The organism is Rhizobium sp. rho-13.1 (assembly GCF_007000305.1).
In the GTDB taxonomy this organism is placed as follows: domain Bacteria; phylum Pseudomonadota; class Alphaproteobacteria; order Rhizobiales; family Rhizobiaceae; genus Rhizobium; species Rhizobium rhododendri.
Window position 1 is genome coordinate 49,792 of sequence record NZ_SCFL01000019.1, and the last position, 16,046, is coordinate 65,837.

Sequence of the window (16,046 nt, forward strand, 5' to 3'; positions counted from 1 at the left end):
ACGATGACGTTGGCACATGAACCCTCATGTAAGACGAGGCCCGGATCGGTCAGAAGAACAAGATCACGCGCCGCTGGGCCAAGCGCGGCTCAAGGCCGTCCGCGCCGCACGACAAGCGAACTCGATCCACCTACATCTTCGGTGCAATATGCCCGAAGCTTGGCAAAGCGGCAGCTCTCGTCATGCCGTGGTGTGACACCTACGCGATGACGCTGCACCTGCCGGAAATCGCCCGCCATGTTGATGAGGATGCGCACGCCATCCTCATCATGGATCAGGCAGGCTGGCACACTTCCAATCATCTCGTCGTGCCTGAAAACATTACCATCCTACCACTCCCGCCGAAATCGCCGGAGCTAAACCCGGTCGAAAACCTCTGGCACTTCATGCGCGAAAACTGCCTTTCGAACCGAGTCTTCAAATGATACGACGACATTGTCAATCACTGCTGTGATGCCTGGCGAAAGCTCGAAAGACAGCCATGGCGGATCATGTCCATCGGTCACAGAGGATGGGAGAATGGGTTTTGATCAGTGAAGATCCGTATTAGGCGATCACGCTCATCGTCTACTATGGAACTTGAGCTGGCGAAAATATTGGTAGGTCGCGAAGAAGGTCTAACTTCAAGAGGTACGATCGGTTGATCGTCGTAGAGAGTTACCTGTGCGAGCAACGATATTTCCCATCCATTGGACAGCAATGAATTGATCAGCTTTGGATGCGTCTGAACAATTAGAGAGCTAATGCCAGCAGCACGGCAAAATTCTAGAACACCGACCATGAGAACACGCGAAACGGGAACGCCACCGATCACCTCGTCACGTCTTCCGACGGCACACCGTGTCCACTCGAAAATGTCGTGCGATCGACGCAACTCATGACCCTGCATGATTTGTGGGTATACATGCGAAAGAAGATGTGGCTGCGTAGTTGGTAGCAGTCGGGAATATCCAACTATCGCCCCACTCTTGAGTACAACGAAATGTATGGCGGTCTCGTGATCAAATTCATCACTTTCCCTTCCATCACTTTTGCGAATAGCCTCCCAGCCGCGACCTTCCACGAATTGCTGGTGTCGGAAGCGCCAGATTTTCTCCATGATAGCGCTGTCTACATTCTTATGTCCGACGAAAATCCTTATCATAGGTCCAGCCCCCATTTGGATCACTATGCACGATCTTGTTCTTGCAAAAAATGAGTAGAAATACTTATTTCGAACGATTGAGCGAATTTCTAGTGGCGTAGCTTCCTCTAATGTGACGCCTGCATGGAGAGAGACGATATGCAAATGACGTCGATTATAGGTAACTTCCGCTTATCCCGACAGAGTAAATCTACTCATTTACCGGTTTCATCAAAAACTATAACGAGTAGATCGCAGCTAGCGATAACCACTCTTCACACCATTCAAGTGATCTCTAAGAGGGTCAAGCGGCTGCATTTGCGTGAGTCAATCTACGATCAAAATGTACTAAGGGGAGAACTACCATGACTTTGCATATAAGCTACGCGAAGAAGGAAATCACCGATCAGGCACGTGCTTCGCAGCCTGCGAGCCAGGCGCTTACACAGGGAACTCAATACTCACTGCTTCTCAAGAATCAGTCAGCCCAGGCATGGACGTTTTATGTCTATCAGAAGATGCCGCAGCCGGTGGCAGACGTCTTTTCACTGGCTTGGTTCTGCTCACCGTATCAAATTCGGGTCGGCAACCAGATAAAGTTTACCTGGGAAATCGACTATAATTTTGTTTGGAGCGACACTGGTCAACTGATCCCCGGCGTAGACTTTCTTGCGTCCGGTGATCAAGATTGCAGCCCTGCCGGCGCCAATACGACCACGTTTTCTCTTGATGGTGGTCCTGGCTTAAGTGTTCCGGTCAAGGGCGATCCAGCTGGTTCACTCGTAATCAAGGACGCCCCGTCGGTCCCAAACAACCGTTTCTCAGTTGGAATTGGGATGTCCGGAACGGGAACCTATGTCGTCCAGGCAGGCACGAACCTGACGCACACATTTACCCCGACGCCGAGCTACTGGATCGCTGCAGGAGCGAACATGAGAATTGGATCGGTTCTCAGCATCGACACTATCACGCAGACCAGCGAGGCTAAATTCCCATCGGCCGTCTACAATCTCGTCGGCACTTTGCAGGAAGATAATAGCTGGGTCATCAATCCTGCCTGAGAGCTCAAAGGCTTATACTGGCTTCGGCGCTGGTAGCCGGAGCCGATACAACGGAGCGGCCTGGCGCGCTAAACCTTCGAACCCGGGCTTCGCGCGCAGCCCTAGGATTCAATCTCATTGGAGGAAGCCGATATTGTTCGCAGGACCTCCCATTGGCGCAGTATGCTCCTTTGCCGGCCAGGTCGGTCCTGTCTCTGGCTCGCCCAACAAGGTCTGGGCAAATGCGGCTTGCGCTGGTTCGAGCTCGGTAGCCGGCACCGCGGCTGAGTTCCCTCGTACTCGCGTCGAGGCCCAAAGTGGGATGCTCTGCGATGGACGGTATATTTTGGTCGTCGCTTACCCTGAGCTCTATGCCGTTCTGGGAGGATTGTACGGCGAGCGAAACTACGGTGTCAGTCCGGAATTTCGGATTCCAGACTATCGCGGGCTATTTTTACGCGGATTCGATGCTGGTGCCGGGATGGACCCAGATGCGATGCAGCGACAAGATCCAACCGGCAATAACGTTGCCAATGTTGTCCGCTCGCTTCAATATGAGGCCATTCAGGTTCACTCGCATTCCTATGACGTGACGCAGCCCGCAGGCATTTCGCAGCAGGCTACTGCTGCGGGAACGTCCATCTCGAGAACACAGACGGGTTCGCCAAAAAGCCAACCCGCAGATCTACCGAAACTCGCCCACGAAATGTCGCTGTCAACTATCTCATCAGATTTCGATGAAAGGCCATAGACACTTCTCGGTCCATTCGTCAAAGGAGTTCTGCGGAATTGGCAGCTAATTTTTATCGGTTCATCTAGAGGAGGAGAAATGTGATGATTACGACAACACGAGCTTTCAAATTCGTCCTTGCTGTCGCACTGATGTTCACTATGGTGGAGCCGGGCATAGCCGGGGAGACCATGAAGGTCAAAAACAACGCTACTGCCGGTGTCACGCCAGTCGAGACTGGCGTGGTCATACGAGGGGTAACATTGACTGGGCCTAAAGGCCAACCGGGATCCTCAACAGGGAAGACGTGTGACTTCAGTGGTGAGGCGGTCAATCAATCCGGTCGTATGGAGGGAGCGAGTGTCAATTGTAAGCCAAATGGAAATTTCGCCACTACGCTGCCGGGACTGCCACAACGCTTCGACGCTTATTGCGTGATCAAGGCGCCGGTCAAGAGCGCGCGATTGCTGCAAGCGCCGGTTCCGGACAACCCCAATCATTGTGACCTTTCGGGCATCACGCCGAAAGACGCCACCGCCCAATTCGGCGGTGCTGTCTGGCGCTGAGAAAAGCTGATAATACATTCCATATATGAGGTTGCTGCCACCCTCGGCTGATGAGAACATCCGCCTTGGTTTGTCGAAGACCTTACGGAGAGCAGCGATGCAAATATATGTTGTATTGGACGTCAGTCTCAAGTGCACCCACATTTGCATTATTGATCAGGAATGCAAGGTAGTGTGGCGTGGGACTGTGGATAGCAACCGTCAAAGATCGCCTAGCGACTGAAGAGATGGAAAGATCATCTCGTGAAGGTCGGGCTTGAGAGAGGATCGCTTACGCCCTGGCTTTACCATGGGCTGAAGAATCTTGGCTTTCCTATATCTGCATGGATGCGCGGCGTGCCTCAGATGCTAAGAAGGCGCGGCCAGAGAAGACTGACAAGGCGGATGCGCAGGCACTCGTCGAGATGCTGGCGAGCGGCTGATATTCCGCAGTGCATGTGAAGACCATGGAAAGCCACCGGTTGATCGCATTTTTACGCTGGGCTAGCTCGGGTTCGTTGACCGTCACGAAGCGGTTCATTTCCCTCGGCCGATCAGGAGATCGGCAATCTGCTCGTTCTCGTCGTCCAGCTTGGCGCTGGACGGTAGCAGGTCTCACTGACCTAGAAGGTGCGGCAGGCGAGTGTAATGCTCACCCCGCGCAACGCCACTGCTTTCCGGGCCATAGGGAAGAAACATCAACCGTCACTGAAATCTACACGAGCGACCTCAACGTAAAATTCGAAGCCGAAAGCTTTCGGCAACCATCTGAGGCGCATTTACGACATCGAGTTTCCGCTGAAGATTGAATATTTCATTTTGAATTGTCCGATGCGATCGTCCTAGAATATCCGCGATCTCGGTCGCTGTCTTGCCAGCGGCGCACCACTGAATAATCTCGCGTTCTCGCGGTGTTATGTTTGGCAGATTCTTAGTCGTCTGCTTTGCTTCTTTCGCGTTCTGCTCACGCAGCAAGCTAAGCGCGTAGGCCGATAGGACATACAGAGCTCTTCGAGCCGATACGCAGAGATCGACCTTTTCTGCTCCGAAGCTGATTATCGACTGAAGCCCGGTCGCGGCATGCAATGGAACGCACAGACCATCGAGCATCTTGAATTCACTCGCCTCGCTCATGACGCGACGGCTTTGCCGGTCGAGCTTGTGATCGTTCAGCAAATCTGACCAGATAAATTCTCTGTCACGGGTTTTACTCAAGAGTATTACAGGGTCGGTATGCACGTAATTGTTTTCCAGATAGCGATTATACCATTCTATCGGCCAGCCGCTTAAGATAAGATAGGGCTCAAGGCGTTCGATTGGTAATGGTATTCCGGAAACGACAAAGCAGCTGAAGCCGAAATGTCGGGATACTTTGCCTAACGATGAAAACACTTCATCCCTGTCTTGAGCACGGGATGTCTCTGTTATAAAATCCAACATGACGTTCGATATTGCTGAGAACTCCATGTCCACCGTCAGCTCCGTCACGTTGATCGGATATTGGCCTCTTGAATATTGGGCAGTAATTTATTTCATGCCAATCTTGCATAAGTTAGGAATGAATGCTCCGTGACACAGGAAGGCTATAGAGCCGGCATGCTGTGCACATTTCACGCGGCCGAAGCCGTAGAAAAATGCAAGCTTGGCGAGTATGCTGTGCTTGAACGACTTTCATCGTTCGATTAATATCAATGGTGACGCTAACCTGATCCGATCGGTTATGCAACCGAAAATTACATCATTAACAAAGCTCGCGTCGAAGCAACATCGGCTCTCAATGTTGCAAACGATGACGGTAAAGGTTACTGCCTAATATACAAGCGTTTCTTGATCTAACAGATATTGCACTCCGCTAGCATAGGATTTCGTCTCATCAATTCAAACGCTCGAGTTGCAGTTTTTCGAAAAAATTTGCTTCGTAATTTCTAGCAGATTGAGGCCGAAATCATAGAGCGTCTGTCTCGAAATTCGTCCTGGTCCTGGCAGACGACCCGACAATCTGGCGAATCGATCTCACCTAATCTTTAGCCGCTGTCTGATGATCTACAGAACGCAATTCCCCGGAATATCGACTAAACAATGTCATTGCGCCGCCAGCGCAAACGATCGGCGATAATTTTGCTGCTCAAATCCCTCTTATGTTCGTTTTCAAGTGGTCTAGGCGTCATTATGCTCCTTCCATCGGTTGTGATGAAGCCATGTAGATAAAGCTGATATACGAAGGTGGAGACAGGGCTTTCGACGATTGCGCCTGCATCAGGTGCGCCCCGCCCTCTTTCGCCGTCGGGCAGGGAAAGTATCCGCGCCCGCTTGCCCCACCGGGCATTGCGCGAGACATCGGCCAGCTCGAAGAACTTTCGCCGCGTATGGGCAAACCAGAAGGCTGGCGTCACCGGGGTTTGTTTCTTGGTTCGGTCGAAGAGAGGATTGAAGCCATTATAGCAATCGGCCTGCAGGATGCCGATCGCGTTGGGTTGGCTTTTCATCCTCTCCTGCTCCGCATCGGCACGAACGCACCGGTAATACTGATTATAGTTTCAAAAATTGCTTGACCGAAATGTGTTACCGGTTACATTTCAGAATGTAACCGGTAACATTCGGTTGGAGGAGGTTTCTGTGATTAAATTGTTTGCTCTTGCCGCAGCAACTCTTGTCGGCATCTCAACTGTGTCCTTTGCTCAGGACGGCGCATACAAAATCGGGATTTCGAACGCGTTCGTCGGCAGCGAATGGCGAACTCAGATGATTGAGGAAGCCAAGGCCGCCGCGGCGGCTTGGGCCCAAAAGGGCGTGAAGGTCGAGGTCGTTGTCCAGAGCGGCAATGTCGACGTGCAAGGACAGATTGGTCATGTTCGTAACTTCATGAACCAGGGCGTCAATGCGATCATCATCGATCCCGGCAGCCCAACTGCATTCAATCCTATCTTCGCGCAGGCCAAGGCGCGCAATATTCTGGTGGTCGCCACCGATGCGGAGGCCTCCTCTAAGGATGCGATCTATGTTGGCATCGACCAGAAGGACTGGGCTCGCAAGTCGGCCCAATGGCTCGCAGACGCGCTGAAGGGTAAGGGCAATGTCGTTGCCATTAACGGCATAGCCGGCAATCCTGCCAACGAAAGCAGGGTCGCAGGCTACAAGGAAATCTTTGCCAAATACCCGGACATCAAGCTCCTGAATCAGGCGAATGCCAACTGGGACCAGGCGCAGGGCCAACAGGCAATGCAGAATTTGCTTGCAAACTATCCAGACATCAATGGCGTCTGGGTGCAGGACGGCATGGCGGATGGCGCATGGCGTGCTATCGAGGGTGCCGGCAAGGCGGCATCCATCGCGGCGACCGGTGAGGTCCGCAAGGACTTCATGGAGCGCTGGGCCGACAAGAAATACAATTCCGGTGCGTCCGCCAACCCGCCCGGCGTGATGGCCAGTGCACTGAATGTGGCTGTCCTAAAGCTGCAAGGCAAGGAATTCAAGGATGGCGTTTTCGGTGGCACTTATGGCAATGCGATCTACATCCCGATCCCGTTTGTCGATGCGGCCAACCTGGGCGACAATATCAAGAGCGCGGACGGCAAGCCGGGCTATTGGTCGGTGACCGCAGAGGTCACGCCAGACCAAGCTGCGCAGTTCTTCAAGTAATGCGCCAGGGGCCGGCGAACCGACGCCGGCCCTGTTTCTCCGACGGGCCGCCTAGGCGCCCGCGACGATTGCACGACATGGGAGCGAGTGGAATGACGAACGCTTTGAAAGCGGACGGCATACAGAAGAATTTTGGCGCCGTACGGGCGCTCACCGATGGCCGACTGACGGTCGGTGAGGGCGAGATCCATGCGCTTCTTGGCGCCAACGGCTGCGGTAAGAGCACGCTTTGCAAGATCATAGCGGGTGCCGTCGCGCCGAGCGGCGGCTCGCTTGAGTTTGGCGGTGCGTCCGTCAGTTTCAGAAATCCGCGGGACGCGGAAAAAGCCGGCATCGCGCTGTTCTACCAGGAGCTCAGTCTGGTGCCGCAGCTTTCGGTTACCGACAACATCTTTCTCGGTCGCGAGATAAAGGCCGGCCCCTTCGTCGATGGCAAGGAAATGCAGCGCCTTGCCGATGCGCTCATCGCGCTTTTCGATGGTGTTGTGGGCGAGGGCCTGACCCCGGCCGCCATTGTAGGAAACCTGCCGCCAGACCAGCGCCAGATCGTCGAGATCCTCAAGGTGTTTGCCCAAGACGCACGCCTGATGATCATGGACGAGGCGACGGCAGCGCTAGATGGCCGGCAGTCGCAGCGTCTCTTCGACATTCTCCAGGAAAAGAAGGCGGAGGGCGTTTCGACGATCATGATCTCGCACCGGCTCGACGAGGTGTTTGCCGTCTGCGATCAGGTCACAGTCATGCGCAATGGCGCAACAACCGCTGAACGGGCAATTGCCGAAACCAGCCGCGAAGCAGTGGTTCGCGACATGGTCGGCGACGTGCGTGTGGCCGAGGCACGGCCTGCGCGCCCTGCCACATCCTCCGCCAGTGTTTCCGTTGCCGCGGTCTCCAATGCAACCGTGAGGAACGTCAGCTTCGACGCCTATCCCGGTGAAATATGCGGCCTTGCCGGCCTGCAGGGGCAGGGACAGTCGTCCCTGCTGCGCGGGTTGTTTGGCGCGGCGCCGTTCACGGATGGCACCACGTCGTTTGACGGCCAGACAATCAGGATCGCCAAGCCCGCCGATGCGGTTCGCCAGGGCATCGCTTATGTCTCGGGCGATCGCGGTCGCGACGGCGCCTTCCCTGGCCGTTCCATCTTCGAGAACATCGTCGCCGCCCTGATGGTCCGGGAGAAGATCTCGGTAATCCGGCCGTCGGGGCTTAAAAAGAGGGTCGGCAAGGTCGCCGAGGACCTGAAGACTAAGTTTTCCGACATGGATGCGCCGATCGGCACCCTGTCGGGTGGCAACCAGCAGAAGATCTTCATCGCCCGCTGGTTGGCGACCTCGCCCAAGCTGCTTCTCCTCGACGACCCGACCAAGGGCATCGACCTTGGCGCGAAGGCTGATCTTTTTGCGCTGATGCGCCAGCAGGCTGATGCGGGTGCGACGATCCTTTTCTATTCCTCAGAAGATTCCGAAATCATCGAGTTCGCCGACCGGGTTCTCGTCTTCAACGGCGGACGGGTTTCGGCAGAACTTTCCGGCAACGACATCAATCCCGTTAACATGACGCGCGCCGCCTATGGAGACGCCGTATGAGCATTCTATCGACACTGCGCAAGGAACCGTGGACCATCACCCTGGTCGTCCTGATCCTCCTTGCCGCGATCAATACCTTCCTGCAGCCCTCCTTCATCGAGGCGGGCGTCCTGCAGTCGAACCTGACCACTTTTCTGCCGCTCATCCTGGTTGCCATCGGCCAGACATACGTCATTCTCGGCGGCGACATCGACCTGTCGGTCGGCAGTATCGCTGCCCTGGTCAATGTGGTGACGGTATCGGTTATCGCGGCTATCGGCGGCGATGATGCCGGCATCGGCGCGATCTGGATCGGCTTGGGCGTGGGCATCCTGGTGGGGCTGGCATGTGGCATCATAAACGGCATCTTCATCGCTGTGTTGCGCCTTCAGGCGATCGTCACGACTTTTGCCTCAGGCATCGTTTTCGCCGGCCTGGCAATCTGGGTTATGCCCCAGGCCGGTCTTTCGGTTCCGCAGGCCTATTGGGAAACCTATGCCGGCTCGATGCTAGAACTGCCGATCGTGCTGTGGATCCTGATCGCCGCCTTTGCCTTTGCGCTGACATTGTCGCGGATGCCGTTTCACACGCATCTTTTAGCCGCCGGCGGCAACCGGGCCGGTGCTTTCCAGACCGGTTTGCGACTAAATGCCATTCGCATCGGAGCGTATGCGATTTCCGGCTGCTTTTCGGCATTTGCGGCGCTGTGCCTGACCGGCGAGACGGCCTCGGGCGATCCGCTGCTCGGCGCCACACTGGCGCTGTCGTCGGTCTCCGCCGTCGTGCTCGGCGGAACTGCGTTGGCAGGAGGCTTTGGAAGTTCGCTCGGCTCTATTGCCGGCGCATTGGTCCTGGGGCTGATCGGCAATGTCATCTTCTTTGCCGGCATGCCGTTCGAATATCAGACCCTGGTGCAGGGACTGATCGTGCTCGCAGCTCTTGCGGGCGGTGTTTTTGTGACGAGGCGCTGAGATGACCATTGCTACTTCGCGGGTTTACACCTGGCTGCGTGATCCGCTGGCCATCGCCATTGCCGCCTCGATCGCCTTGCTCATCATCGGCGAACTACTGTCGCCGGGTTTTGCCCGCGGCGACCAGATCATTCGGCTACTGACCGTTGCCGCCATCCTCGGCATAGTCGCGGCCGGGCAGAACATCGTCATCCTCGGCGGTCGCGAGGGCATCGACCTCTCTGTCGGAGCGATGATTTCCTTCGGAGCCGTTTTGGCCGGCAATATGATGAACGGCCAAAATAGCGGCATTCTGCTCGCCGTCGTGGTCGGCGCCGCCGTGCCGGCGCTGATCGGCATCGTCAATGGTATCGGCATCACTTTCGTGCGCATTCCGCCGCTGGTTATGACGCTCGGCATGACGGCGGTGATCCAGGGTGGTCTCGTGGTTTATTCGCAAGGCGTTCCGTCGGGCGCGGCTGCGCCAATGCTGGCGCAGTTCATCAATCAGCCGCTCGTGTTCGGCATCCCCGGAATTCTGTTTGTCTGGGTGCTAATCGCCGCGTTGATGCTTTTCGTCTTGCGTCGGACCGCCTTTGGCTTTGCGGTCTACGCGATCGGCTCCAACGAACGTGCCGCCAGCCTCGTTGGTCTACCGGTGCCGCTGATCCGCACAATGCTTTACGGCCTGTCCGGGCTGTTCGCCGGGCTGACCGGCGTCTGCGTCATCGGTTATACCGGCACATCGATCATTTCCGTCGGTGACCAGTATGTTCTGCCATCGGTCATCGCAGTGGTGATCGGCGGCACGTCGCTGGCCGGCGGCGCCGGCGGGTATCTCGGCACCATGGCGGGTGCGGTGGCGCTCACCATACTGCAAAGCGTGCTCATCACCCTCAATCTTGATGTCTGGTCAAGGCAGGTGATCTTTGGCGCGACGCTTCTCGCACTCATGCTACTCTACGGTCGACAGAAACAATTGCGGATCTAGAGATGAGCAACGAACAGGCCAGCAATATCAGGCAGGTGGCGGCATTGGCCGGGGTGTCGACGGCGACCGTGACCCGGAGCCTGCAATATCCTGACCGGGTGCGGCCCGAGACGCGGGAAAAGGTGCTGGCCGCGATCAAGCAGGCGAATTTCGTACCGAATGCGCAGGCACGAAGCTTTCGTCTCCAGTCAAACCGCACCGTGATTCTACTGGTTCGCGATATCGGTAATCCATTTTATTTGGATATCTACAAGGGCGTGGAGGAGGTCGCGAGCGAGGCGGGTTATAAGGTGCTGATGGGTGATGCGCGCAACGACGCTGGCCGCGTTGGTGCGCATATCGACATGGTCCGGCAGAAACACGCCGATGGGCTCATCCTGATGACCGGGCAGTTCCCCACTGAAATTCTTGCCCAACCAGGTCTGCTCCCTCCGATAGTCATTGCGTCCGAAGCGGTTCCCGGGATCGATCTACCTACCGTGAAAGTCGATAACGTTGCAGCTTCGCGCGAGGCTGTCCGACATCTGATCTCCTCAGGCCATCGCGAGATTGTCCATGTCGCTGGGCTGTTGCCTGAATCGATTGCCAGTGAACGCCTCGAAGGCTACCGACAGGCCCTGACAGAAGCGGGAATTGACTTGCGGGAGGATCTGGTAATCCCCGGGGATTACAGTATCGACGCCGGTCGGGCAGCAGTTCGGCGATTGATTGAAGCTGGAATCCGGTTCTCTGCGATTTTTGCATCCAGCGATGAGATGGCGATCGGCGCCATCAGCGAGTTGCGTATCCACGGTCGGGTCGTGCCGAAGGATGTGTCTGTCATCGGCTTCGACGACATGATTTTTGCCAATGCCTACGAGCCCCCTCTGACCACCGTTCGGCAGCCGCGCCGGGAAATGGGGCGTCAGGCGATGGCGTTGATGATCGACCGCCTGTCGGGCAATTCCACGCCCAAAATCATAGAACTGGAAACAGAACTTGTTATCCGCTGCTCGGTTGCGCCGCACGATTGAGTAATGAAGCCAGACCCGAAAGGTACAAGATGAAAACGATCAAAGGCCCTGCGATTTTTCTGGCGCAGTTTTTTGGCGAAACACCACCGTTTGACACGCTCGACAACCTCGCCGCATGGGCGGCATCGCTTGGCTATAAGGGCATCCAGATTCCGACCGATCCGCGCCTGTTCGATCTCGACATTGCCGGACAGTCGAGGAATTATTGCGACGATGTCCGCGGACGCCTTGCCGAGCACTCTATCGAGATTACCGAGCTTTCGACACATATCCAGGGCCAGCTTGTAGCCGTGCATCCGGCCTACGACACCCTGTTCGATGGCTTCGCGCCTCAGCATCTGCGTGGCAAGAGGGATGAGCGCCAGCAATGGGCGGTCGGCCAGCTAAAAGCCGCAGCCAAGGCGTCGGAATATCTTGGCTTGAAAAGCCACGCGACATTTTCCGGGGCGCTTGCCTGGCCCTATATCTATCCATGGCCGCAACGTCCGTCAGGGCTAGTGGAAGAGGCCTTTGCGGAGCTTGCAAAGCGCTGGACGCCGATTCTTGACGCTTTCGGCGCCAGCGGTGTCGACGTCTGTTACGAATTGCATCCGGGGGAGGACCTGCATGACGGGATCACCTTCGAGCGGTTTTTGGAGGCAACGGGATCGCATGCCCGTGCGGCCATTCTCTACGATCCGTCGCATTTCGTTTTGCAAGCGATGGACTACCTTGACTTCATTGACATCTACCATGAACGGATCCGCGCCTTTCACGTCAAGGATGCCGAATTCAATCCGACTGGTCGGTCTGGCGTCTATGGCGGGTATCAGGGCTGGGTCGAGCGACCGGGGCGGTTCCGCTCGCTCGGTGACGGCCAGGTGGATTTCCGGGCCGTGTTTTCCAAGCTGACCCAATATGATTTCGACGGCTGGGCCGTGCTCGAATGGGAATGCGCGCTCAAGCATCCCGAGGACGGAGCGCGCGAAGGCGCCGGTTTCATCCTCGATCACATCATCCGGGTGACGGAACATGCCTTCGACGACTTTGCTAAAACTGGAGTCGATAGCGCCGCCAACCGCCTTGTCCTCGGCCTTTAGGAGTTGCAGACCGTGAGCACATCAAATCCACATCGTATCCGGCTCGGCATGATCGGCGGCGGCCAGGGGGCATTCATCGGTGGCGTCCACCGGATTGCCGCCCGGCTGGACAATCGTTATGAGCTGGTGGCCGGGGCCCTGTCCTCGAATGCCGAAAAGGCCCTAGCCTCGGGCCGCGAACTCGGGCTGGCGGACGATCGATGCTACGCCTCTTTCGAAGAGATGGCCGAGCGCGAACGCGCCCGTGACGACGGCATAGAGGTCGTGGCGATCGTCACGCCCAACCATATGCATTTCGGTCCTGCCCGCACCTTCCTCAATGCCGGTTTCCATGTGATATGCGACAAGCCGGTGACGACCACGCTGGACGAGGCCCGTGAGTTATCCGGGATCATCGAAAAGAGCGGCCAGGTTTTCGTGCTGACGCACAACTACACGGGCTACCCGATGATCCGACAGATGCGCGAGATGGTCGCCACCGGCGCGATCGGCAAACTGCGACACGTGCAGGTCGAGTATGTCCAGGACTGGTTGACCGAAGCAGCCGAAAGCACGGGAGCTAAAGGTGCCGAATGGCGGACTGACCCGCTGCGTTCCGGTGCTGGCGGATCGATCGGCGATATCGGCACGCATGCCTTCAATCTGGCCGCCTTCGTCACTGGCGAAACGCCCGACCGTTTGCTTGCGGACCTAACGTCCTTCGTTCCCGGTCGAAAGCTCGACGACAGCGCCAACATTTTGATGCGATATGCCAGCGGTGCCAAAGGCATTCTGTGGGCGAGCCAGGTTGCGGTCGGCAATGAGAATACCGTGACCTTGCGCGTTTATGGTGACGAGGCGGGACTGGAATGGAGCCACGCGACGCTCAACCAGATGAGCTACACGCCCTATGGCAAAGCCACGCGGACGATCACCCGCAACGGTGCCGGTGGCGGGGCGGCGGCGGCCCGCGTCAGCCGCGTGCCGGCCGGGCACCCGGAAGGATATCTGGAGGGCTTTGCAACAATCTACCGGGAGGCAGCGGACGCGATAATTGCAGCTCGCACCGGTGAAAAGCCAGCTTCGGACGTGATCTACCCGGGCATCCGCGAAGGCATTGCCGGGCTCGCTTTCATCGACGCCGCCGTGAAGTCCAATGCGGCATCATCCTGGGAGAACTTGAAACTGTAACTGCAAAATTGCCCGGGAGTTGAAAATTCCGGCAATCGAGGCTTTTCCCACCGGCGCCGCAATGGGGTGGTGCCGGAACGCTGGAGCCTGGCCAAAGAGGAGTGAGACGATGACGATTTCAAGAAGGTCGATGCCTGCGGCGGTGGCACTTCTGGCCCTGTCATTTGCCGGAATGCAGACGGCGTCCGCACAGGACGCGGCGAAACCTCTGCCAGTCGCGGCGCAGATGTATACGTTGCGCGACGCCGGAAGCGTCGACGAGCAGTTCGCAATCTTGAACCGCGCGGGCGTGTCGAATGTTGAAACGGTCGACATGCAGAAGCTGAGCAGTGATGAACTCAAGGCCCTCCTTGACAAGCACAAGATCAAGGTCATCTCCTCGCACGTTCCGATCGTGCGGATGAGAAGCGAGCTCGACAAGGTGATTGCCGAGCAGATGGCTGTTGGCAACACGGTTATCACCATGCCGTATCTGATGCCGGACCAGCGACCAACCGATGCCAAGGGTTGGCAAGCTCTCGGCAAGGAGCTCGGCGGATACGCTGACAAGATCGCGGCCCAAGGCATGAGCATGGCTTATCATAACCATGATTTCGAGCTCGCCGAATTCGCCTAGACGATGAAAGAGCAAACGAAAGCATCAACGCGATCCAGTGCTGGATCGAAGATAAGCCTTTACACGACCTGGAACGGAAATGGGCCATCGCGGAAGTTGAAAGGTTGTCTAAAATGTGAGTTGCACACTGCTCGGATCGATAGACCTGATATCGGCTTGGATGCCGGGAACATGAGATACCAAGACGAAGCGACCGGGCCGGAACCATAGCCCGTCCTCGTCGAGCGGTTTAAGCGGCCGGCGTTCCGAGCGATGCGCTCTTTGAACCATAATGTTAATGTCGATTTCGGTTGATGCCGCAACCATAGCCAGGCGAGCTCGACCATGGTGGCTCGCAAACGCGGATTTCCCGCCTTAGACACGCCCTGTTCGCGATTGACGTTATCGCTTTGCCAGGGGGAGGGGGCAAGACCTGCGTAAGATGCAATTTGGCGTCGATTGTCGAAGTGTCTGAACAGGCCCTCCGTGTGAGTATCGTAGCGAATTCCGGCCCTATTCCTTTGATGCCTAAAAGCGCGGTCGCTTCTTTCGGCGTTTCCGGCGTCTCCTGAACGATCAAGGCATCTCGCTCGGCCTCAACAGCCTTGATTTGTGTGAGCAACGATTCGAGGCGATCGAGTTCTCTGCATATTTCTGCTATCAAATGTTTTGAGAGCGGTCGACCATCGCCAGTCCGAAGTTCTTCCAGACGTTGGCGGCGATCTCGATTGACAGGTTGGTAATCCCGAATTCCTTGCGTGAAGAGCAGGCCCTTTATGCGATTGACGTGGAAGACACGTTCCGTAATCAGAGTTTTCCGCTCCCGTCCAATTCGTCGATTGTCGTCTTCCTCGGGTGTAAGAAGTTTGACCATCGAGCACGCACGAGGCTCGCCACGTTTCCATGCCATCAAAGCGCGGATCAGCGTTTCGCCGTCGATACGGTCGGTCTTCGCCCGGCGATGCCGGCGCGGCATGGCAATTGATGCGGCTTCTACAATGTGGCTCTCAATCCAAGCTTCCTTGCTGAGCACTCGTCCCAGCCAGAAGCCATCCAGCCCGGCCTCCTGGATCACTACCAGTGGGTAAAGTATGTTCTTTCGCCGGGTGGCTTTCTGACGAAGCGCTGCAAAGCATGCGAACAAGCCGGCAATATCCCCTCCAGTAACGGAGTGGCGGGACATCTTCTCGCTGCCAGGTGACAGAGCTGTCACCAGCCACGTCGATTTACTTAATTCCAACGAGACGAATATTGCGCCAAGATCGACGGGGGTAGTGGTCTGCGCTTGAGTTTCGATCTGCTGTTATCGGCATGATTGGCCTCCAGAGAGTTTTCTAGCGACCTCACTCTGCCACGGTGCAGGCCGCTACTCACCCCTGATGGGATCTCAAGGCGAGCGAATAGTCGATACACCTCGGTACGCCTTCCTGTCCCATCCCGAGCGCCCTTCATACGATATGAATCGCGTAGGCAGGACCGGCCGTGCACTTCACTCCGTCCCGTGAGGCTCGATCCATCGGCCCACCCGTCCGCGCTTTTCGAGAAGCCAGATAGGGATTGGCCCAACCATCCCAGTTGACGATGCGGGCAACAAAGCGCAAAGTGG

The 16,046-nt window shown here is 56.5% G+C and carries 13 protein-coding genes and 4 pseudogenes; 12 read left to right on the top strand and 5 right to left on the bottom strand.

The genetic code is table 11. From position 1 onward, the window contains the following. Nucleotides 1-32: 32 nt before the first annotated feature. Nucleotides 33-530, top strand: a pseudogene (locus tag EQW76_RS25210) (IS630 family transposase); the annotation flags it as partial. Here EQW76_RS25210 and EQW76_RS25215 read toward each other — a convergent pair. Beyond that, nucleotides 503-1,159: an acyl-homoserine-lactone synthase gene (locus EQW76_RS25215; protein ID WP_348539985.1), complete on the bottom strand. Its 657-nt coding sequence runs from the start codon at nt 1,157-1,159 to the stop codon at nt 503-505. The pseudogene EQW76_RS25210 and the gene EQW76_RS25215 overlap by 28 nt on opposite strands. Before the next feature lie 329 nt (nt 1,160-1,488). Here EQW76_RS25215 and EQW76_RS25220 point away from each other — a divergent pair, with 329 nt between their 5' ends. The 3 genes from EQW76_RS25220 to EQW76_RS25230 all read left to right on the top strand — a co-directional run bounded on the left by EQW76_RS25220 (nt 1,489) and on the right by EQW76_RS25230 (nt 3,459). After that, a complete protein-coding gene (locus EQW76_RS25220) occupies nt 1,489-2,184 on the top strand; it encodes a protein rhiA (RefSeq protein WP_142832035.1) in 696 nt (231 codons plus the stop codon). Between the two features lie 325 nt (nt 2,185-2,509). Continuing rightward, on the top strand, nt 2,510-2,914 hold the full coding sequence (locus tag EQW76_RS29960; RefSeq protein WP_244615539.1) for a phage tail protein: 405 nt from the start codon (nt 2,510-2,512) through the stop codon (nt 2,912-2,914). Between the two features lie 83 nt (nt 2,915-2,997). After that, nucleotides 2,998-3,459 carry a protein rhiC gene (locus tag EQW76_RS25230; RefSeq protein WP_142832037.1) on the top strand — a complete coding sequence of 154 codons (462 nt, stop codon included), beginning with the start codon at nt 2,998-3,000 and terminating at the stop codon, nt 3,457-3,459. A 528-nt stretch (nt 3,460-3,987) separates the two neighbouring features. Here the strand turns inward: EQW76_RS25230 and EQW76_RS29480 are convergent. The 3 genes and pseudogenes from EQW76_RS29480 to EQW76_RS25245 all read right to left on the bottom strand — a co-directional run. Then, nucleotides 3,988-4,124: pseudogene (locus EQW76_RS29480) on the bottom strand (IS3 family transposase); the annotation flags it as partial. Nucleotides 4,125-4,167: 43 nt separating this feature from the next. Further along, on the bottom strand, nt 4,168-4,905 hold the full coding sequence (locus EQW76_RS25240; protein ID WP_244615541.1) for a LuxR family transcriptional regulator: 738 nt from the start codon (nt 4,903-4,905) through the stop codon (nt 4,168-4,170). Nucleotides 4,906-5,744: 839 nt separating this feature from the next. After that, nucleotides 5,745-5,924: pseudogene (locus tag EQW76_RS25245) on the bottom strand (transposase); the annotation flags it as partial. A 172-nt stretch (nt 5,925-6,096) separates the two neighbouring features. Between EQW76_RS25245 and EQW76_RS25250 the strand changes: the two are divergent. From EQW76_RS25250 to EQW76_RS25285, 8 genes are all read left to right on the top strand, one after another. After that, the gene (locus tag EQW76_RS25250) at nt 6,097-7,077 is read left to right on the top strand and encodes a substrate-binding domain-containing protein (protein WP_244617019.1); all 981 of its coding nucleotides are present in this window, start codon (nt 6,097-6,099) and stop codon (nt 7,075-7,077) included. Nucleotides 7,078-7,169: 92 nt separating this feature from the next. After that, nucleotides 7,170-8,663: a sugar ABC transporter ATP-binding protein gene (locus EQW76_RS25255; RefSeq protein ID WP_142832043.1), complete on the top strand. Its 1,494-nt coding sequence runs from the start codon at nt 7,170-7,172 to the stop codon at nt 8,661-8,663. Further along, the gene (locus EQW76_RS25260) at nt 8,660-9,613 is read left to right on the top strand and encodes an ABC transporter permease (RefSeq protein WP_142832045.1); all 954 of its coding nucleotides are present in this window, start codon (nt 8,660-8,662) and stop codon (nt 9,611-9,613) included. The genes EQW76_RS25255 and EQW76_RS25260 overlap by 4 nt, the downstream gene beginning before the upstream one ends. Nucleotide 9,614: 1 nt before the next feature. Beyond that, the gene (locus EQW76_RS25265; RefSeq protein WP_143123341.1) at nt 9,615-10,583 is read left to right on the top strand and encodes an ABC transporter permease; all 969 of its coding nucleotides are present in this window, start codon (nt 9,615-9,617) and stop codon (nt 10,581-10,583) included. A gap of 2 nt (nt 10,584-10,585) precedes the next feature. Then, nucleotides 10,586-11,596 carry a LacI family DNA-binding transcriptional regulator gene (locus tag EQW76_RS25270; RefSeq protein WP_142832048.1) on the top strand — a complete coding sequence of 337 codons (1,011 nt, stop codon included), beginning with the start codon at nt 10,586-10,588 and terminating at the stop codon, nt 11,594-11,596. A gap of 29 nt (nt 11,597-11,625) precedes the next feature. After that, entirely contained in the window at nt 11,626-12,675 is a 1,050-nt protein-coding gene (locus EQW76_RS25275) for a sugar phosphate isomerase/epimerase (RefSeq protein ID WP_142832049.1), read from the top strand. Nucleotides 12,676-12,723: 48 nt separating this feature from the next. Continuing rightward, nucleotides 12,724-13,845: a Gfo/Idh/MocA family oxidoreductase gene (locus tag EQW76_RS25280; protein WP_143123342.1), complete on the top strand. Its 1,122-nt coding sequence runs from the start codon at nt 12,724-12,726 to the stop codon at nt 13,843-13,845. A 130-nt stretch (nt 13,846-13,975) separates the two neighbouring features. After that, entirely contained in the window at nt 13,976-14,461 is a 486-nt protein-coding gene (locus EQW76_RS25285; protein WP_244617018.1) for a hypothetical protein, read from the top strand. A 221-nt stretch (nt 14,462-14,682) separates the two neighbouring features. Here EQW76_RS25285 and EQW76_RS25290 read toward each other — a convergent pair. Further along, a pseudogene (locus tag EQW76_RS25290) lies at nt 14,683-15,623 on the bottom strand (IS110 family transposase); the annotation flags it as partial. Nucleotides 15,624-16,046: the final 423 nt, after the last annotated feature.